Below are 19,573 nucleotides of genomic sequence, written 5' to 3'. Positions count from 1 at the left end.
TGAAACGGCCAGTATCGGTGCGAGACGAGGGCGAGCATGACAGAGCGGCACCTGCCCGGAGTCGGTGGCGTTATCCTCGCCGCGGGGCGAAGCGAACGGTACGAATCTGGGAACAAACTGCTGGCGACTCTCGACGGAACAGCGGTCGTCCGGCAGGTAGCCGAAACCGCCCGTGAGTCATCGCTCTCGGATACTGTCGCCGTCCTCGGACACGAAAGCGTGGCCGTTGCCGAGGCGCTGGATGGGCTTTCCCTTTCGATTCGTCACAATGCCCAGTACGCAACCGGCCAGAGTACGTCCGTTCGACACGGCGTCGAGTACGCTCGTTCGGCCGGCTGGGACGCTGCTCTGTTCCTGCTGGGCGATATGCCGTTCGTCCGCGTCGAAACCATCGAGGCGCTTATCGAGACGTACCGTACAGAATCGGCAACCATTGTCGTTCCCACACACGGGGGGACGCGGGGCAATCCGGTGCTTTTCGACGGCTGCCATTTCGATGCCCTCGCCTCGGTCTCCGGCGACCGCGGTGGTCGAGACATCATCGACACCAACGAGAAGACAGCGTTCATCGAGGTTTCGGACCCCGGAATCCGCTGGGATATCGACACCGACGATGACTTTACCGAGTTCGCCGACCGCCGAGACGGCCTGTGAATTTAAGATGCTGATGGTGGAACACCCGACCGATGAAACGAACTATCAGCACGGCCGATGCACCCGATGCGGTCGGCGCGTACAGTCAGGCAACGACAGACGGCTCGCTCGTGTTCACCGCGGGCCAGATTCCGATGACGCCCGACGGCGACCTGCTGGACGACGAGCCGATAGCGACACAGGCGGAACAGGCGCTATCGAACGTCAAAGCGGTGCTGGCTTCCGAGGGGCTTGAGATGAGCGACGTGTTGAAGGTGACCGTCTATCTCGACGATATTGACGATTTCGAGGCCATGAACGACACCTATGCCGGCTTCTTCGACGAAGCGCCGCCGGCCCGAAGCGCAGTTGAGGTCGCAAATCTGCCAAAGGGTGTCGGCGTGGAAATCGAAGCCATCGCAACGAGCGACTGAGGCCGACAGACGCCCATTGCCATCGTGGGCCACACAGCCGGGGTGTGGCCCACGCAAGTTTCAAGCCCGGCGACTCGCATCGAAGCATAATGCGACCCACGAGGCGTGAGTTCCTGGGTACAGCAGCAGCGCTCTCACTGTCGGGCTGTCTCGGAGGGACGCCGAGCCCGACCCTAACGGTTGGCGTCGTGCCCGACGTAGACCCGGACACCGCCATTGAACAGAACACTGAACTCGCAGCGTATCTGGCAACGGAACTCGATGTCGAAACCGAGCTACGCACAGCGGCTGACTATGCCGGGATGGTACAGGCAATGGTCGCGGAGCAGGTCGATATTGCCTACTACGGCGGCGTGTCCTACATCCTCGCGCATCGTCGGGCGGGTGCAGAGCCAGTCGCTGTCGGGTCACGGAACGAACAGACGGAGTGGCACTCCGTGTTCATCGCGCCGTCGGACAGTGACCTGACAGAGATGGCGGACGTAGTCGAAACTGCAGGCGAGACCGAACTGGTGTTCGGCGACCCGCTCTCGACCAGCGGGACCGTGATGCCGACGTATCATCTTCAGACGGAGTACGGTCTCCCTACCGACGCATTCGCGCAGGTCACCCACGTCGGTGCCCACGACGCAACGGCAGAGACAGTTGGTCGGACAGACGGGGTCGTCGGGGCGCTGAACGCTCGCATCTACGACAGATTGCTCGCAGACGACGCCGTTGAAGGGGTGCAAGAGCTGTGGCGAACTCCCGGTTTCCCGGATTATCCGTGGGCCGTCGCCCCCTCCCTTGAGGGGACGACTACGGACGCTGTCCAGACAGCGTTCACGACGCTCGATTCGAAAGGGCGAACGGACATTCTCGACCAGCAAGCCGTCGACAAATACGTCGCGGTGAGCCACGACGCGTTCACCTCGCTGGAAACAGCTGTCAAGATGGCTGGCATCGAGCAGGGAGGCGACGGGTGAAAAACGAGCACACGGCACAGTCGGAGAAACAGCAGTCAGGGCACGGACTCGTCTTCGACAGTGTCACCAAGCGATTCGGGGAGAACGTCGCGGTGCGGGATGTCTCGCTCAGTTTGGCTCCCGGTGAACGGGTCGCCGTCATCGGCCCGTCGGGCGCCGGCAAGACCACGCTCCTCAGACTGGCAGCCGGCACGTTACGTCCCAACGCAGGCACAGTGACGTTCAACGGGAGCACCGTTACGGGTTCGGCTGCGACGCTTGCGTATCAAGGGGAAACGCTCGTCGACCGGCGGACGGTATTGTCGAATGTCCTGACTGGGCAAATCGGAGGCCTGTCCTGGCTCCGTGGCTTCATCGAACCACTGCTCCCCAGATACCCAGAGCCAGCGCTCGAACGCCTCGATGCCGTCGGGCTAGTCGAACGGGCCGATGTCCCCGTGAAATCGTTGAGTGCCGGCGAACGCCAGCGGGTCGCCTTCGCACGTGCTCTCATGCAGGATGCCGAGGTCGTGTTGGCCGATGAGCCGACGGCGAACCTCGACCCCAGCTCCCGTCAGAACATTATCGACGTGCTCGACGCCGCCATAGACGGGGAGCTGCTGATCACCGTCCTCCACGATGTTCACATAGCACTGGAGCACTTCGAGCGGATTGTCGGCGTGGCTGGCGGCCGTATCAAGTTTGATGCGCCCGCATCAGCGGTGGCCGACGAGCAACTGGAAGCCCTCTTTGCAGCGGGCGCATCCACACCGAATACCGACGCCGAGCGAACGGGGGCGAAAAAGGAGGGCGGGGCTCCGGTTCCGCGGTATGTCTGAGAAATATAGCGGGCCAGACGCTGCCCAGCACGCTGCTCCCGGACTGTCGAAACGCCAGCTCACGACACTACTCGGCGGCTGTGTCATACTGGCCGTCGCGGCGTGGATCGCCGAAGTGGACCCGATGGCCCTGTTCGCCGCCGGGGCTCGCGAGCAGATGGTCGCATTCGTCGCCGAGGGTATCCCTCCGGAGAGTAGCCGTGAATACCTGCTGGGACGAAGTCTTCGAGACGGTCTGCTGTGGGCTGTCGTCGAGACATTGGCTATCAGCGTTGTCGGGACCTCGCTCGCTGTCGTACTTGCCGTCCCACTCGGTCTGACCAGTGCCGCCACCGTCACCCATCGCGGCCCGCTGTACAGGAACGCCTCAGCCAGCCGTATCGCCGTCGGGCGCGGGCTCTATCACGCTAGCCGAACCGTACTCAGCTTCCTGCGCTCTGTCCCCGGCATCGTCTGGGGATTCCTGTTCGTCACCGCTATCGGTCTCGGCCCGTTTGCAGGTGTGCTCGCGCTGGCGGTTCACAACGCCGGTGTCCTCGGAAAGCTGTACGCTGATTTCCTCGAAGACACGGACCCGATGACGACCGAGGCAGTTGCCGGGAGTGGCGCGACGCGCCTGCAGGCGGTCTGTCACGGGATGGTCCCACAGGTGACGCCCACAGTCGCATCGTACACGCTGTACCGCTGGGAGTGCACCGTCCGGTCGGCCGCCATCCTTGGGTTCGTGGGTGCGGGCGGCGTCGGGTACTATCTCGTCATCACTATTCAGCGGTTGCAGTACGGGAAGCTCTCGACCGCCATCGTCGCCGTGTTTGTGCTGGTCGTCACGAACGACTGGCTCGGCGCTCGGTTACGGACGCGGCTCGGCTAACACTCGGGCGAGAGACAACAGCTCTCAGGGCTTCTGTTCCTGTGCGGACGTGCGTTCGTCTTCGAGATCCATCTCTAGCCCCATCGTCGAGGCCTGAGAGCGAACGGCGTCGGCGTCGATAGTGGTTACGTCGCCGTGTTCCATGAGCACGTTTCCGTCGACCATCGTGAATCGAACGTCGTCGCCATGTGCCGCAAACACCAGATGGGAGAGCACGTCGTGCAGCGGCGTCGCCCGCGTGAGGTCCGTATCCAGGCCGACGATGTCGGCGCGCCATCCCTCCCGAATCGCTCCCAGCTCGTCGAAGCCAGCAGCTTTCGCGCCGTTGACCGTCGCCATCTCGAAGATCTCGGCCGCCGGCGTCACCGTCGGGTCTAGCTGGTCGACCTTCTGGAGGAGGCTCGCCTGTCGCATCTCGGTGAATGCGTCGAGCGTGTTGTTACAGGGCGGCCCGTCGTTTCCGATAGCGACGTTGATGCCGCGGTCGCGATAGTCCCAGATGGGCGCGATTCCGCTGGCGAGTTTCATATTCGATGACGGACAGTGTGTGACGTGTGTCCCCGTCTCTGCGAGGACCTCGCGCTCACTTTCGTCGGTCCAGACGCAGTGTGCAAGGACGACATCCTCGCCGGTGAGACCCACCTCGTCGAGCCAGTGAATGTTGCGCATCCCAGTGTCCTCTTTCACTGTCTCGATCTCGCTCTGGTTCTCACTGGCGTGAGTGTGGATGCGGACGCCGTCGTATTTGTCCGCAAGTTCGCGTGCGCCGCGAAGGCAAGCCTCGCTACAGGAGACGGCAAAGCGCGGGGTGACAGCGTATCGGATCCGGTCGTCGTAGGCACCGTGATACTGCTGAATGAGTTGCTCGGACTCGTCCAGTGCGGCCTGTGTCTCCTCTAACAGGCCGTCCGGGGAGCGCTGGTCCATCAACACCTTGCCGAGCACGCCGCGGATACCGATTTCGCCCGCCGCTTCGAAGGCGCGGTCCGCGTGGGCGACCGACAGGTGGTCGATACATGTCGTCGTCCCGGTTTCGATCATTTCCAGATAGCCCAGTTTCGCCGCAACCTCCATCTCCTCGGCGGTCAGGGAGGCCTCCATCGGCAGAATGTAGTCGAACAGCCAGTCGAGCAGTTCAGTGTCATCGGCAATGCCGCGGCCGAGACTCTGTACCGAATGGATGTGGCCGCCGACGAGTCCCGGCAACAGCACGTCGTAGGACTGGTGTTCGTGGTCGGCGTACTGCGATTCGAGTTCGTCCCGGGAACCCACAGCCTCGATACGGTCCCCGGAGACGACGACCGCCCCGTCCGGCAGGACAGTCTCAGAATCCGCAACGACAGTCCCAGTGAGTAGCATACGTTCTGCAAGACCGTCTCTGTATAAAGAAGGCCCTCATATCGGGGCGACCGCCGGGTGCAGACAAGCAGGGCACAGACGTGTGGCACGCCGTGTGGCGCGTGTGGTTCGCGATAGCGTCATGTTTTCGGGCCGTTTCGTGTCCGTTTCTCGCGGGTGATGTATCTGGTGAGTCGGGTCTGGGTACGAAACGAATCCACGCTGGCAAGTCGCTGAACGAGACGAGTGTTTGTCTCGTACTGCTCAGTAAACAGTTCAGGATACTCGGACAGTAGCCTGTCGCCGGTGTCGATTATCTCCTCGGGGTCGGCCTGCATGGGTGTGAGAGTCGCGGAGTATAGCTGTTAACTGCTTTGCTCACAGAAACACAACGTTTTGGCTCATACTGTTGGCCGGACCTGTTGCGTGAGTTTTGCGGCCTTTGGGGTGGCGAAATACACCACAGGTCTACAGACGAGAGTGTCAGCTATCCATCGAAGGCTTTGGTGGCGTGTGTCGCTTGTGGCGCGTACTGGCACACCACTGAATCGTACGCTCAACGACAGGTTCGTCAACACCGACTTTCTCGGCCACCATCGACGCGGAATAGCCCCTATCAATCGCGAAGTGGAGGATGCTATCGAGAGCTTGCTGGTCTATGCCCAGTTCCGCCGCATCAGTTGCACCAGTGTGCTCCACTGGATGTGAGGACTGCTCGAGGAGGTCCGATGGGACCGCGAGCGCAGCAGCCACGGCCTCGATCTCAGTCCGGTAGAGATCGCCAAACAGCGACAGGTCTACGCCGTTTTCACCGTGTTTCGCAACGGAGCCCAGCAGCCGGTCAGTCCGGGAGACCGTCCCGACGACGAGTTCGTTTCTGGTGTTTGCGACGTAGTACTTACACGCCATCCGAAATCGCTCGCCGGCGTTTTGCATCGCCACGAGGTCATCGGTCGGCTCACCGGTCGCACCAACGACTCGTCGGAACGCCGTAAGCACTGGCTGCAGATGGAGTCGGTGGCAGTCGATGTCAAGCAGCGACGCGACGGTTTCAGCCGTCCGGGCAGGTCCTTCGTCGCTTAGCTGTACCGGCATCACCAGTCCGGTCACGTAGTCGGCCCCGATGCCGTCAACGGCCAGCGCCGCCGCAACCGTCGATTCGACACTGCCGTCGAGCGGAACAACCAGTCCATTGGCCCCCGCATCGATGAGCTTCTTTTCCAGAAACGCTGGGAGAATGCCCTGTATCCGTCTGGTCGCCGCAGTCGATGTCGCCAACCCGTGTTCCTCGCGCGGGAGTTTGAGCGTGTGCGGGTGCGTCGATTTACTCACGGACTCTCTCCTCCTCCGCTACTTAGGGTACGCTCGGAGATGCGACTGCCGAAACGCTCGTAGCCAACCAACCTAATCATACTGCAACGTAGGTCACTAGTGTCGTATAACTGTTGTCGACAAACGTCATGGGTGTCTTCCGTAGCCTCGATACACCTTATATATATTACGAGAGGGTATTCAAAGTATTCCTATTTTTCTAATTAATACCAAACCCATCTTGGCACATAATCTGAGGGATGCATCACTATACCCGAGATATTGTACATAATTCAGAATTAAGCCGGGAGAGATAGGCGCTTTCAGAGAGATCTACCCTGCCGCTCATCTCGGCTCCCGCCAACCGTGTTCTGGGCGGCAGCCAGCTCCACCAACGATACTCCGGGCGATTATCCTCATGATTCGCTACGTTGTGAGTTTGGTCGTTCCAATGGACTGCTCAGTAACGACCAGTTCACGATTGACAATCCAGTCGACAATCGTACTGCTGTCAAGCTGGTCCGAGATGACATCGCCACCTGCAGTGGAGCGTCTGACTTTGTAGGAGTCCAATGCGTTTCGGTGCTCGGTGACAGCTTCGACGGCCTCAATTCGCTCGTCAGTCGCAGTGTTGCGATACGTGACACCAGGGACAAAACTGACAGTCGGGACAGCAGTCGGCCAGTCCCAGTCGAACTGCTTGTGATACTGGTCAAACTGCCATACGAGACGGGCGGCGGAAGGCTCTGTTTCGACTGTATCAGTAGTTACTCCCTTCAGTGTCCGGTCCCAGTAATCCACCACGCAGGATTTGAGGTCAGCCTGAAGCTGTCCCTCAATCATCTTTTGTTCGAGTGGATACCGCAGCTCGATAGCGACGATGGCCTGGCTGTCAAGATGGGTAAGACACCGCTGACACTCCATTTCGAACACGGAGCGGCCAAGCGGCCGCTCAACCGTGAGATGGACGAGTTCGTTCCCGCAGTTTGGACACCACAGGAACAACACGTCGTCGTGGCTCCCAGTCAGTTCCGCCAGCACAGTCAGGTCGTCGAACATCTTGTCGATGTCGGCATCCTGTGACTTGATCGACTCGTCTATCGCAGTATTGGAGTCATCGTCTGCGTACTTCGCGAGTTCCCGGTCTTTCAGTAGTGTTTTGATGACCGAATCGTACGATGAATGTGACTCTGCGTTCCGTATGCCCTGTAGTTTTTCTTTCGTCCAGTCTTTCACCCGTATATTCGCCATATGATTGGGTTGCGGTGCGATAGTCTATAGTTCCATTGTATAAACCCCCTAAAATTGAGACTATGCCTAAAACTATTCTATTTCAGACATCAGAGGTATGCAGTCGAGCAAGGGCTCGTCGTCAGTAATCGGATTACGGTTTGAGGGGGGCTCAGTCAGCCGAGGCCGCTTTCTCGTTCGCAACAGTCCACTGGGTCGGGTCGATCTCGCGTCCATCGAACGCGGTGTATTCCGGGTACGCAGTAAATACCAGATACTCGGTTCCCCGCTGCAAGTACTCAATAAGGGTGTGCAGGTTGTCGTCATCAAGGCCGCCTAGCCCGTCAACGAGCAAGAGCGGGACAGCGTCGCCGACATCGAACGACTGGCGGCCGGCCAGCGCAGCTACAAAGCCGATGAGTTCGAGTTCCCCCTCGCTGAGGGCATCCAAGCTCGCTTCCTGGCCGTCGCGAGCAACCACGATATCGAAGTCAGCGGTGAGTCGAGCCGTTTCGAACCCTGTTCCGAATCGGGAGAGGATGTCCTGCATCGCCGTGTCGAACGCTTCCCGTGCCTCGTGCTTGATTCGGTCTTTCCGGCCCCGTAGTTCTGCGAGGTCATCGCGCACAGATTCGAGGTCGGTTTCCAGCGCGTCGACGCGATCGGCTCGCGTTTCCAGTTGTGCCAGTTCGTCGGCGGTGTCTTCGAGTTCAGCCTCGCGGTACTTGATTTCACTTTCAATATCCGAAAGTTCAGCTACGGCTGCATCAACGTGATCGGAGAGTCGCTCTACGTCCTCCTGAGCCTGTTCGAGCCTGTCTCTGGCTGTCGCGAGGCTCTGTTTACGGTCGGCCAGTGTCGTCTGCAACTCAGCGATGTCTTCTTCCAGGTCAGCCTTTCGCCGCCGAGCCTGACTGATTTCCTCGCGCTGCGTTTCCAGTTCCTCGACAGTATCTCGGTAGGTCTCCTTCTGAGCCCGAAGCGCTGTGAGTTCGCTTCCGACTGCATCCAGTCTGGCAGCCAAATCTGCTCGTGTGGTCTCACTGCCACAGGTCCAACAGGCGACGGTGTCCCCGTCGATATCGCGCTTTACCTCGGTAAGCAAGTCAAGCCGGTCTTCGCTGAGTACCATCTCGGTGGCCGAGTACACAGACTGGAGCACTTCGGCGTCGCGCTCCACTTGTGACAGACTTTCCCGCGCCGCCGAAAGCTTGTCCTCAATATCATTGTACTCCGGGATTTCGAGCGCATCGAGAGCATCCTGCCGCTCCGAGAGACGCTGTTCCGTCCGCTCGATACTTTGTTCCAGTCGTTCAACGCGGTTTTCGGCCTGATTCTGTTCAGTCCGTGCTTGACTGAGCTGACGGCGAACCGACTCGGAACTGTCGTCGCTTCCTGCCTCGCTGTCGATTGTCTCGCGTTTGGTCCGCAAGTCTTCAATCTCGTCTTCCAGTCGTGTCACTTTCTCCTGAACGATGGGGATCCGCTTTTTGGCTTCGCGGGCCTGCGTGAGTTCCGTTTCGATCTGTTCTCGCTCCCGCTGTAACGTCTCGATCTGTGAGTCGATATTCTGGAAGTCAAGCGGCCGCAACAGCACGTCTTCGAGATTTTCTCCTGCCCGGACAGCACGACGGACATCGTTTCGCTCGTCCAAGCACGCAAACAGTTCGGCGCGGATCACGTCGTACTCGTCGCGAAGATACGGCTCACCGTACCGGACCACAGTACCGTTCTCACGGCTGAGCGTCACGTCGTAGACACCAGTTGGCGTTTCGAGATGCACTGCACCGTCGTCTTTTCCTTCGGTCAGCTCAGTAGAGGTACCGAGGGCTGTCTTGATTGATTCGACAAAGCTTGATTTTCCCTGCCAGTTTGAGCCACGGACAACGTTCAGTCCCGGCTCTATAGTCGCCGACCCGTCAAGAATCCCCGCGATTCGTTCGATTTCGATGTCCCAGCTCATGAGTTGTGTACTGACAGATTCGCGCTCCGGTGTTGCTTGCAGACGTACCCACGCTCAACTGCGACATCGAACGGAACACGAGTTGGACAGTCTGGGCATCCAAGTTGTATCTGGGCCTCTACCTCCGCCGTGTCACCGCCGTCAATATCACCCTTCGTCGCAAGCGAGGACAGCGCCGTTTCGGCCTTCCGTTCGGCGACAGCTTTAGCCGTTGCCACGCTTTCGCGCTCCCAGTTTTTTGTCGCCTCCGGGGGCTCTTTTTCCCCGTCCAGGCAGTCGTTGAGATGCGCTCGCATCGTCCCCCACGAAACCATGTCATCGTGGATTGATGCACCAGGAATGCCAGTCGCCTGAAGTCGCTCTATCAGTTCGTCTCGTTGCAGGTCGTCGCTGCCCTGCAACGTCTCGTAGTCGCTGTCTATACGGGTATCGAGAGCGTCCCGCCCGTGTTCAGTATAGACTTGTTTCAGCAGTCGTTTGTTGAACCACGCTGTCAACGACCGATACCCCATTTCGGTTCGGTCATCAGCACCAGTCCAGCGTGCGAGCAGGCCATCGTCAAGCGAGTCATAGACTGGGTCTGCCGACGCCAACGCGTACTTGTCGATGACCGCGTCTACTTTGCAACCGGAGTCACCAGCCATTGTCCAGTTATTTCAGCGTGCTCAGTAATAGTTTTTGACGGCGGCGACTACAGTCTGTCGTGTGCACACAGACTACAGAAAATACACACCCTTAGTGTGTACTTATATCAGAAATGTGTAAATATGAGGTTTTGAGGTTGTTTGTCAGCCACCACTAATGTAGTGCATATGTATTGAGACCAGTAACAAATTGAATGTGATATGTCGGCGGTAGTATTACGCGTTAGTAACACGCAAAATCAGATTCATTATTCAGTTATTTTCCGCACGTGAGGCGTATCGAAAGTAATCTCGTACCTCACCAGAGATAGGGATAAAAGTGTACTCTACATTATGACGTATTTCGATACATGTAATATTCTCAGGATGTAGAGTAAAGCGAACCACTTGTACGGAGGATTGCAGCGTCCGCACACATTGTAAGAATGTAAGCGACCCACTCACGTAGATAGAGCCGAATTCCGCAATGAAAGCAGGTACTAGCAGAGATAGAACCGTCGCGGCGTTGCAACCAAGTCAAACGTTTATACGGCCTGTCTCGTAATTGGTGTAGTATGCGGAAGTTGGCCGGTGAAAATGGGCCGGCATCAGCGGATAGTGAAACGGTAGCCTCGAGAATCAAGGTACTGTTAGTCGATGACTACGGGGAGTTCCGGCGGACAACAGCGGAGTTGCTGGAACACGAGAATGACCGTATCGATGTCATTGAAGCCGCAAGTGTTGAGGATGCACTCAGCTACTTCGATTCCGAGTCGATTGACTGTATCGTCAGTGACTACGAGATGCCCGAGACTGACGGGATTGAGTTTGTCGAGACTGTGCGACAGTCCAACGGAGACCTTCCATTTATTCTATTGACAGGCCAGGGGAGCGAGAAACTCGCCAGCAGAGCAGTTTCTGCCGGCGTCACTGATTACTTCGTCAAAGGTGGCGGCCCGGAACAGTACGCAGTACTCACAAACAGAATCGAGAACGCGGTCGAGTCATACCGATTCCGCCGAGAAACTGCGCGGCTATCACGGATTAATTCACTGTTCCGGGAGATTAATCGGCAGGTACTACGGGCCTCAACGGCAGAGGAAATTAAAGAAGCCGTCTGCGAGATTCTGACCAGTTCGGATGCCTACCAGTTCGCCTGGATCGGAGAGAAGAACGAATCAGGTGATATCGTACCCTCTGCGGGCGGTGGGGATGCCTTCGAATATGTCGAAGCGATGCTCTCTAAATACGGCCACTCAGTGTTCGACGACGGGCCGTTCGGCCACGCCATCGAAACCGGCGAACATCAGGTGGCGTCCGACATCCGGACCGATTCGTCGGGCCAGCCCTGGCGCGAACTCGCATCGGAGTACGGCTTCCGGTCGATGATCGTCCTCCCAATCCAGTACACGGGATCAGTGCCCAGTGTGATTTCGATATATGCGAACACGCCATACGCATTTGACGAGGCGGAGCAGACCGTACTGACAGAACTTGCGGAAATCGTCGCTGATGGCCTCCACTCAACAGCCACGCGTGCCGAGCTCGAGATGCGCGAAGAGGTCCTGCGGACAATTACCGAAGTGTTCACCACGCAGGAGGGGGACTTACGAGAACAGATAGCTGATCTCATGCAGGTCGGCCGCAGCGTACTTGGAACCGAGTATGCGACGCTGTCTCACATCAATGGGCTGGAGTACGGTTTCGAAGTGCTTCAGACACCTGACGAAACGATTTTTTCAGGAGGGACCATTCCATTATCAGGAACGCCCTGTGCCGAGGTTGTTGCGAGCGGAGAGACGGTTGTGATGACGGATGTCGACACTAAACGTGGCGACAGTGGTCAAGACCACATGTGGGACAGCGAAGTCAATCGGTACATCGGGACGCCACTCACTGTTGGTGAGAGCGTCTATGGTACGCTCTGTTTCTACGGTTCCGGGGGGAGCGGGCCCGGGTTCTCAGACTGGGACGTGACACTCGTAGACCTGCTGGGCAAGTGGGTCGGAAACGAATTACAGACACAACGGGCGGAGATGGGCTTTACACAGTTGTACGAGACAGCGACAGACCTCCTGGGTGTGACGTCAGAAGAGGAAGCCGCGAAGATCGTCGTCTCCCGGGCCCGTGATATTATCGGGCTCCCCAGAGTCGTGCTGTACACGTTCGACAGCGAGACGAACGCGTTCCGCCCGCTTGCGGCCACAGACACCGAGTCACACCGGCCGATTCCGGCAGACGACGATAGCCCCGTGAGTTCGGCCTTTTTCACCGAAGAAACGATATTGTGCGACGAAGACTCGACCACTGATGCGAACGGACAGACAAGAGGCGACGGGAAAGCCGTGTTTGTCCCACTGGGCGATCACGGCGTCCTTCGGGCAGGTGACACCACCGGCGGCGTGTTCGATACCCAAGCCCACCGGATTACCGAGCTCCTTGGGGCGACAATTCGAACGGCATTCGATAGGCTGACCTACGAGACGGAGCTCGAAGACAGACAGCGTGATCTTGAGCAACAGACGGTTCAGCTTGAGCAAATGAATCGGTTGACAGAGCTAAGTCAGAAAATTCACGAGCGAGTGCTCAGGACAGACAGTCGCTCGGAAATAGAGCAAGCGGTGTGTGACCAGTTAGTCGCGTCCGACATCTGTTCGTTTGCCTGGATCGGCGAATACGAGTCCGATAGCGACCGAGTTACACCGCGGACGTGGGCAGGCACCGACCGTGGCTTTCTAGAAGAATCCCGCATGCCCTCGAATGAGACACCGCCTCCACCGGCAGTCCAGACAGCCCAAACTAACGAACAGACGCTGAACAACAACATCGCGGACGGCCTCAGGGGGAAAGGGTGGCAGCGACAGCTACTGGAACGAGGCTTCCAGTCAGTCATCAGCATTCCACTTAGCTATCAGCAGCTCTCCTATGGCATCCTCACAGTGTACGCGAAAACGCCGGACATTTTCGATCTGCCGACGCAGTCAGTCCTTGAGGAGGTGAGTGAGACCGTCGGATACGCCATTAACAGCATTGAGACGAAGCAAGGGCTCGTCGCCGATCGAGCTGTCGAAATCCGGCTGGAAGCAACGGAATCCGACGATATCATTCATCGGATCGCGGGCGTCGTCAATGCCGAAATCACGTTCGAAGGTATCGTCCCACAGGGAGATACCAGCTGTATCGTGTTTTTCAGCACTGACGCTTCCCCCGATGACCTACAGGCGTGTATGGACACCCTCCCCCGGATTGAGCGACTAGAGTGTTTAACTGACACAGAAGATACGAGCTTGTTCGAGGCAACAGTATCGGGTACACAGCTCGCATTGGCAGTCGCCGAACAGGGAGGAGCACCGCAGTTAATCCGGTCCGACGGTGAGACTCTGGAGATTCAGCTTGAAATCCCACAGACGGTCGACATTCGCCAGCTCATAGCTGAATTACGGGGTTCATGTCCAGATATCGAACTCATGAGCCGTCACAAACGGGAGCGTGGCGTCCAAACCCGTGAGTCATTTCACTCAGAACTGACGGCACAACTAACCCCCCGACAGTTTGAGGTCCTACTTGCAGCCTACTATAGCGGGTTCTATCAATCTCCTCGGGACAAGACCGGTCAGGAGATTGCCGATACACTCGATATATCACAGCCGACGTTCAGCCATCATCTCCGGGTCGCTGTCCGGAAACTGCTTGAGCAGTTGTTTAGCGAAGGTGGAACAACACAGCATCTAGATAGATAGCGTCGACCATCTCAGTTTGCTAGCCTGATAGAGTATATCCTGATACGGGAGTGCGTTCATACAAAGAACAATGAGTTTGGAGTGGAACGAGACAGAAACTGTCTTCTGGAACAACCAGTACGAATCACCGAGTGAAGCAATTGTTACCGCGATAGCAAGTAAAGAATCCGTAACGGAAACGAGCCTTCCGCCATTATATAACCAGATCGACCCGGACGCCCTTGACACACTTGTCACGGGGAAGTCCAACGACGATATTCAGATCAGTTTCACATACAGTGGGTACACTGTTCGGATTCGAGACAGCGAGACAATCGAGATCACGCCCACGTAATCGGCTGGCAACATCCTACTAGTTTTCGGTGAGTAATGATGAATAGCCATCGGTAAGAGAATATCTAAAATGCGATACAGGGATACAACGGAGTATCCACAGAGGTGGGTTCCATACTTTGAAGATGATTAGCCCAAATCGCGCTCTTACCCCCTGTCAGATGGTGGTGTATCCTACTACGGACCGAAATAGGTTGTATACATAGAATGCTTTGCAGTAATGAAGGATTCCTTTGTCTATCAATCACTGGTCCGATAGGGTAGGGACACTCATCTCGTATTGAGAGAGTTCCAGTAACAGCCAAGTCTTTATAAACGTCAGGTCGGGTTGTTCTCAAGATTGTAATCACGGCTGGGCCAGTGTTTTACACCGGTCTTTATATAATGCCACTCAGTGAGAGAATAAATGAGGTGACAGGGCCGATATAACCGCAATATATTATTAATAGGGTGCTACGTTGTCTCTGTGCATTCCGGTTAGAATCTAATGGTGTAGTTCTAATATTTACATATGCACTAATAGAAGTCGACTCAGGGTTTGGTGGCGTGAATCAGAAACTTGTCCCACCCGAGCCAGACCTCACCGTACGGCGCTTTTATTCACATATTTGACCATTATGCATTCTCAATCGTTGTGATTAGTTCACATCATAGATCCTATCATTCCGCATTACAGCCACAGGGATTATATATTGACTGTGAGTGGCCGGTGAAAGACAAGAGTCCAACGCGTCATGCAAGTAGCTATTTCTTACTCAGGAATTAGAGGGTAACGGGGGTGTAACAAAACGGTACCCCGGGTTTCGTGTATATATGTCGCTCTCGCGACCTGAACATAAACCAACGCAGCAACCGAGGTCATGAGTGCATCGATGGCAGAGGAAGAACCAGAGCTCTCGCGCGACCAAATGTTCGATATCCTCAGCAGCTCTAGGCGTCGATACACGCTATATTATCTGCGCCAGCAGATGGAGCCAGTCCAGCTGACTGATCTAGCTGAGGAATTAGCTGCGTGGGAAAACGATACAACCGTCGAAGAACTCTCTTCGCAGGCACGAAAGCGGGTGTACGTTTCGCTGTATCAGACCCATGCCCCAAAGCTTCAGGAGGCAGGGCTAATAACGTATGACGCTGATACGGGTGAGATAGCGCTTCGAGAGGATGCCCCGGAGGTTGAACCGTTCATCAGCAATGGCGATGATGAGTCAAAATGGTATCAGTATTATGGAGCCGTGGCTCTGTTGAATGCCGTTTTGCTCATAGCAGCGATTGTTGGTGTTCCTCTGGTCAGTGCGATTAATCCATTAGTTATCGGACTAATCGTCATTAGTTCATTTCTTGTGCTTTCCATTGCTCACGCGGTTTCCAGACGCCGAGGAAGAAATGATAAGTCGTTTGATATCGGTGAGCCGTGATCGGAACTATATATTGGCTAAAAAAACACCCCCCAAGGGCATGTTATCCTTCGTCGTCGGCTGCACCGTCCGGCAGTAACTGATCGGGCGACCGTTTGTACATTGGGGTGCTCGCGAATTCCGAAATCCGTTCCATTTCGCTGTCGGAGATATGTTTCGGCATACACCGCTATGTGTAACTGTTGCAGTTTAGTAATTGAGTTCATATTTGAGGTAGTCAGCTTCTTCTAAACACTTGCCAGTTATCCATGTCCCAAGGTATAGCTGCATCAAGCTTTCAAAAGTTCATATAACTAGCATAAAATCCTGCGGCTACTGTGAGTCCGTATCAAAACGTTGGCTTTGGGAGCGTTCCCGAAATGTACAAACATCATGACAAGAATTGTTTCTTGGTCACAACATCTGACGCCAGTTGCGGCTTATCACGTATATACCAGTCGCCTGCCCAGGACCTGGGTTTAATCTGAGGAGGACGGTAGAGTATCCACAGCTGGTCAGAAGAATCGACGAAAGCATAACAAAGATTTCGGGCCAATCGCCGCAATATGAGCGCTGTAACCGGAGTGAGCCGGAAAAGCGGTGTGACCGAAGCCGCCCCGGCTCACTGTCAAAGTGGAGAGAGCGATCCGAGTCGACAGCGACTATACAGGGCACGAGCGTCCCTGAAGGGGGGTGGTAAGGATTGGGCCGGTGTTGTGGGTGTCGGGTAACTGCCCTCTCCGCCAACATCTTACGCGTAGTGGCGTATTGTTATAGTCGTGTTATTCTGGCACAGGTGGGCTTACCACTCCGGACTCACACATAACATCGGCGGCTGCTAATACTATTCAGATGTCGAGAGTTGTCAGGGTCCCTACTGGCAGCGCTGGAGAGGACATTGTCGATTTGAAGCTTCAGGCTACTGAACGCAGTTAACATAGCATGTATACAATCGTGATTAAGTTCTGTGGATATAGAGGTTGGTACGGGTGCATGAAAGCTATTTGGTTGAATCCAGTTCGGTGGTGAATCCTATGTCTATGCTTAGTATTCACCTGGTCGTATACGTCACGGAACGGTGTTGTCGTCCAATGTCAACCTGTCGAATAGCGAGGTAATTTAATCTTACTTCCGGAGGTGGTGGGTGTTTTTGCTGGGCACAAGATCTAGTCTGGGTTGGTAAGTAAACGGTTTGTAAAAGATGCAGAAATGCAGTGTATGGGGACGCAATATTTAATATAGTAATTACACCTTTCCGAGATATGCTCGATGTCAGCCTGGTAGAGAGTGAGTATAAACACTGTCTTAATCTGGGATTAGAACTACTGGACAGGCGTCAGAATTCGCGATTTACCCACAAGTGGTTGGACTTGTCAAGATCAGGATATTTGAATGGGGTAGCAGCTGAATGATGAACTCAGAGGAGTGGGAAGACGTAGCAACAGATCCAGACTGGGAATCAGACCTTGGCTACGAGATGGAAGAACTCACTGTTGTCAAATCTTCAACTGATTCTCAGTTGATATTTTTGCCAGAGCATGAGTCACAACTCGGTGAAGAAGAGTTCATTGTCATTCACTCGGATTCGCTTCGAGATCTACGCCGGTAGCTGAAAAACGATGACGCCGTAAGAATATGCGGTTCACCTACCGCTGATAAGTTCTGCTTAGTAGCAGCATTACAATGTGTCATCTGGGAAAGCGTGTGACTGATGAAAGCAGTAATTCTCGCAGCAGGGAAAGGAACGCGACTCCAGCCACTGACTGATGACCTCCCAAAAGCGTTAGTTGAGGTAAACGGAGAGCCACTTCTGTCACATTGTCTTGACGAGCTCGTTTCACTCGATGCAGACGAGTTTGTCATTGTCGTCGGATATCGACAAGAGCAGATTATCGACCACTACGGAAGCTCATATGATGGGATCCCAATAACGTACATTCATCAGGAGGAGCCTGTTGGGTTAGCACACGACTTGCTACAGGCCGAACCGGAAATTGAGGACAATTTTATGCTGATGCTGGGAGACAACGTGTTTCGAGGAAACCTCGACGTAGTCGTGCAACGACAACGAGAACAACGCGTCGACTGCGCGTTTCTGGTGGAGGAGGTCCCGGAGGACGAGGCGTCTAGATATGGCGTTTGCGTTACCAATAAGTACGGTGAGATTACCGATGTAGTAGAGAAGCCAGACGACCCTCCATCTAATCTGGTCATGACCGGTTTTTACACGTTTTCTCCAGCAATATTTAAAACGTGTAGCTTAGTTCAGCCCTCTGATCGCGGCGAATACGAACTCAGTGATGCTATCGATTTACTCATGGATACTGGAAGAACAATCGACGCTGTGCGTCTAAACGGGTGGCGTATCGACGTTGGGTGTCCTGAAGATAGGGATGCTGCAGAGCAGCGGCTTTCAGAAGAACCGGACTCGCGACCCACCGCCGAGGGGAACATCGCTCAATAGCTCCACCTTTGTTTGAACTACTCAGTCACCGCTATATTGATCGCCGTGAGCCGATTGCAAAGCGCATGCGATTCGATTACTGCAACTTTGATTGATATTATTCCTGTGGGTTATCAGTAGGTATCCGAGTTAGAATACTGGACACCCACAGTTGTTGGTACGGTAACTGCCGCTGGAAGCACTACTCAAATTACCGGCCAGCAGCACGCGCTAGCAGTAGCATAACAAAACGGGAAGGCCTGTATTGACGTAGCTATGTGTGCTGGCTGGGTCCGACAATTTGTGGGCGTGTTCGTCGTCTGGCTATTCACGACGCTGGGGGGAATGATATTTATCGGGCGTTGGAACCCGTTGTTGTATTACCTGCTCGGCTATGCAGGGTTTCTCTTTGCGGTCGAACTCAGTAAACCGGATGGTGTCAGACCAAAGAACCACAGGCGACTACGCTGGGTTTCCATGGGCGGGTTTGTGGTGTTCATTTACGGGGTTGTATCGTGGGTGCAGGCAGTTATTGCAACCATGCCGACATAGGCCGAACAGGAGAATGTCGTTCCTAATAGTGACAGGGAGAGTATAATAATATGTCGAAAGCGAGATTAATTTCATAGAAGGCATTACATGGTATCGGTCAGCGTTGTCATCGCGACATTGAAGCCGCGAGATGAGATCGAAGCAATACAGTGCCTCGAGGAACAGGCGTTCGATGACTTCGAGGTTATTGTATGCGATGAGAGTCCGGTAACCAGAGCTCGGAACGAGGGGATCAGACGTGCCGCAAGCGATAAGATTGTGTTTCTCGATGATGATTCCCGGGCCCGACCAGGATATCTTCGAAAAGCTAGCGAGGTCCTCGAGACAGAGGCGGCCTACGCCGGTCGAACCATCCACCCGGTAGATGACGTGTTTGCCCGGCATTTCACCGAACATTACGACTGGGGAGACGATGCGTGCTATGTCAAGTACTTCTGGGGGTGTAATATGGGTGTTCACAGGGACGTGTTCAGGGCTGTCGGGGGGTGGGACGAACAGATAGGGTGGGGCCACGAAGAAAAAGAGCTCGCCAGGCGAGTCAGAAGCGAGTTTGATATTCGGTACGAACCCGAACTCGTTGTCGACCATCCGTACACGTCTTCTTTTACTGAATACTGGAGGAAACAGTACAAGCTCGAAACGAAGAGTCCATACTACTGGTCAAAGTGTGACATCTCACGAGCGAATCAGCTAAAGAATATTTTCTGTGAGGCATTTGACCCGCTGAATTACATCAGGATAACACCAACAGCTACCGTAGTAGAAACCGGTAGCACTGTTGCAAAGACAGCTGGACGTCTTCGAGGGTTCCTCAGTCAGCCCCACCACGAGGCAGACAGCGGAGGGGTCCCGGAGATTGATAGACCTTCCCAATCTGCAGAACTGTCAGAATAACCTTACGCTGGATTCCTTCGGTATTGGATCA

Annotated in this window: 18 protein-coding genes; 12 read left to right on the top strand and 6 right to left on the bottom strand. The window is 55.4% G+C overall.

Annotation, left to right across the window (positions count from 1 at the left end):
• Positions 1-36: 36 nt before the first annotated feature.
• The 5 genes from C437_RS12390 to phnE all read left to right on the top strand — a co-directional run bounded on the left by C437_RS12390 (position 37) and on the right by phnE (position 3,721).
• Positions 37-654, top strand: coding sequence for a nucleotidyltransferase family protein (locus C437_RS12390; RefSeq protein ID WP_004517303.1), 618 nt, complete (start codon positions 37-39; stop codon positions 652-654).
• Positions 655-686: 32 nt separating this feature from the next.
• On the top strand, positions 687-1,067 hold the full coding sequence (locus C437_RS12385) for a Rid family detoxifying hydrolase (protein WP_004517302.1): 381 nt from the start codon (positions 687-689) through the stop codon (positions 1,065-1,067).
• A gap of 89 nt (positions 1,068-1,156) precedes the next feature.
• The gene (phnD, locus tag C437_RS12380; protein WP_049919772.1) at positions 1,157-2,032 is read left to right on the top strand and encodes a phosphate/phosphite/phosphonate ABC transporter substrate-binding protein; all 876 of its coding nucleotides are present in this window, start codon (positions 1,157-1,159) and stop codon (positions 2,030-2,032) included.
• On the top strand, positions 2,029-2,850 hold the full coding sequence (locus tag C437_RS12375; protein ID WP_004517300.1) for a phosphonate ABC transporter ATP-binding protein: 822 nt from the start codon (positions 2,029-2,031) through the stop codon (positions 2,848-2,850). Before phnD ends, C437_RS12375 begins: the two co-directional genes overlap by 4 nt.
• Positions 2,843-3,721: a phosphonate ABC transporter, permease protein PhnE gene (phnE, locus tag C437_RS12370; RefSeq protein WP_004517299.1), complete on the top strand. Its 879-nt coding sequence runs from the start codon at positions 2,843-2,845 to the stop codon at positions 3,719-3,721. The genes C437_RS12375 and phnE overlap by 8 nt, the downstream gene beginning before the upstream one ends.
• 24 nt (positions 3,722-3,745) lie before the next feature.
• Here the strand turns inward: phnE and C437_RS12365 are convergent, their stop codons facing one another.
• The 6 genes from C437_RS12365 to rdfA all read right to left on the bottom strand — a co-directional run bounded on the left by C437_RS12365 (position 3,746) and on the right by rdfA (position 10,207).
• Complete coding sequence (locus C437_RS12365) at positions 3,746-5,080, bottom strand: 5'-deoxyadenosine deaminase (protein WP_004517298.1); 1,335 nt, start codon at positions 5,078-5,080, stop codon at positions 3,746-3,748.
• Between the two features lie 119 nt (positions 5,081-5,199).
• On the bottom strand, positions 5,200-5,397 hold the full coding sequence (locus tag C437_RS12360; protein ID WP_004517297.1) for a hypothetical protein: 198 nt from the start codon (positions 5,395-5,397) through the stop codon (positions 5,200-5,202).
• 145 nt (positions 5,398-5,542) lie between these two features.
• Positions 5,543-6,391, bottom strand: a complete 849-nt coding sequence (gene nadE, locus C437_RS12355) for an NAD(+) synthase (RefSeq protein WP_004517296.1) — start codon at positions 6,389-6,391, stop codon at positions 5,543-5,545.
• Positions 6,392-6,796: 405 nt separating this feature from the next.
• Positions 6,797-7,621, bottom strand: a complete 825-nt coding sequence (locus C437_RS12350; RefSeq protein ID WP_004517295.1) for a hypothetical protein — start codon at positions 7,619-7,621, stop codon at positions 6,797-6,799.
• Positions 7,622-7,772: 151 nt separating this feature from the next.
• A complete protein-coding gene (locus tag C437_RS12345; RefSeq protein ID WP_004517294.1) occupies positions 7,773-9,563 on the bottom strand; it encodes an archaea-specific SMC-related protein in 1,791 nt (596 codons plus the stop codon).
• Entirely contained in the window at positions 9,560-10,207 is a 648-nt protein-coding gene (gene rdfA, locus C437_RS12340) for a rod-determining factor RdfA (protein ID WP_004517293.1), read from the bottom strand. The genes C437_RS12345 and rdfA overlap by 4 nt, the downstream gene beginning before the upstream one ends.
• Before the next feature lie 554 nt (positions 10,208-10,761).
• On the opposite strand from rdfA, the gene C437_RS12335 reads away from it, so the two are divergent.
• The 7 genes from C437_RS12335 (at position 10,762) to C437_RS12305 (ending at position 19,542) form a co-directional block, all read left to right on the top strand.
• Positions 10,762-13,926 carry a GAF domain-containing protein gene (locus tag C437_RS12335; protein ID WP_004517292.1) on the top strand — a complete coding sequence of 1,055 codons (3,165 nt, stop codon included), beginning with the start codon at positions 10,762-10,764 and terminating at the stop codon, positions 13,924-13,926.
• Positions 13,927-13,996: 70 nt separating this feature from the next.
• Positions 13,997-14,260, top strand: coding sequence for a HalOD1 output domain-containing protein (locus tag C437_RS12330; protein WP_004517291.1), 264 nt, complete (start codon positions 13,997-13,999; stop codon positions 14,258-14,260).
• Between the two features lie 871 nt (positions 14,261-15,131).
• A complete protein-coding gene (locus tag C437_RS12325) occupies positions 15,132-15,674 on the top strand; it encodes a DUF7344 domain-containing protein (protein ID WP_004517290.1) in 543 nt (180 codons plus the stop codon).
• Positions 15,675-17,061: 1,387 nt separating this feature from the next.
• Positions 17,062-17,262 carry a hypothetical protein gene (locus tag C437_RS12320; protein WP_049919771.1) on the top strand — a complete coding sequence of 67 codons (201 nt, stop codon included), beginning with the start codon at positions 17,062-17,064 and terminating at the stop codon, positions 17,260-17,262.
• 102 nt (positions 17,263-17,364) lie between these two features.
• Positions 17,365-18,117: a UTP--glucose-1-phosphate uridylyltransferase AglF gene (gene aglF / locus C437_RS12315; RefSeq protein WP_004517287.1), complete on the top strand. Its 753-nt coding sequence runs from the start codon at positions 17,365-17,367 to the stop codon at positions 18,115-18,117.
• A 282-nt stretch (positions 18,118-18,399) separates the two neighbouring features.
• Entirely contained in the window at positions 18,400-18,648 is a 249-nt protein-coding gene (locus C437_RS12310) for a hypothetical protein (protein ID WP_241431676.1), read from the top strand.
• 87 nt (positions 18,649-18,735) lie between these two features.
• Complete coding sequence (locus tag C437_RS12305; protein ID WP_004517285.1) at positions 18,736-19,542, top strand: glycosyltransferase family 2 protein; 807 nt, start codon at positions 18,736-18,738, stop codon at positions 19,540-19,542.
• The last annotated feature ends 31 nt before the right edge of the window (positions 19,543-19,573 follow it).

The organism is Haloarcula vallismortis ATCC 29715, from assembly GCF_000337775.1.
In the GTDB taxonomy this organism is placed as follows: domain Archaea; phylum Halobacteriota; class Halobacteria; order Halobacteriales; family Haloarculaceae; genus Haloarcula; species Haloarcula vallismortis.
This window is presented reverse-complemented; position numbering and strand designations above follow the sequence as displayed.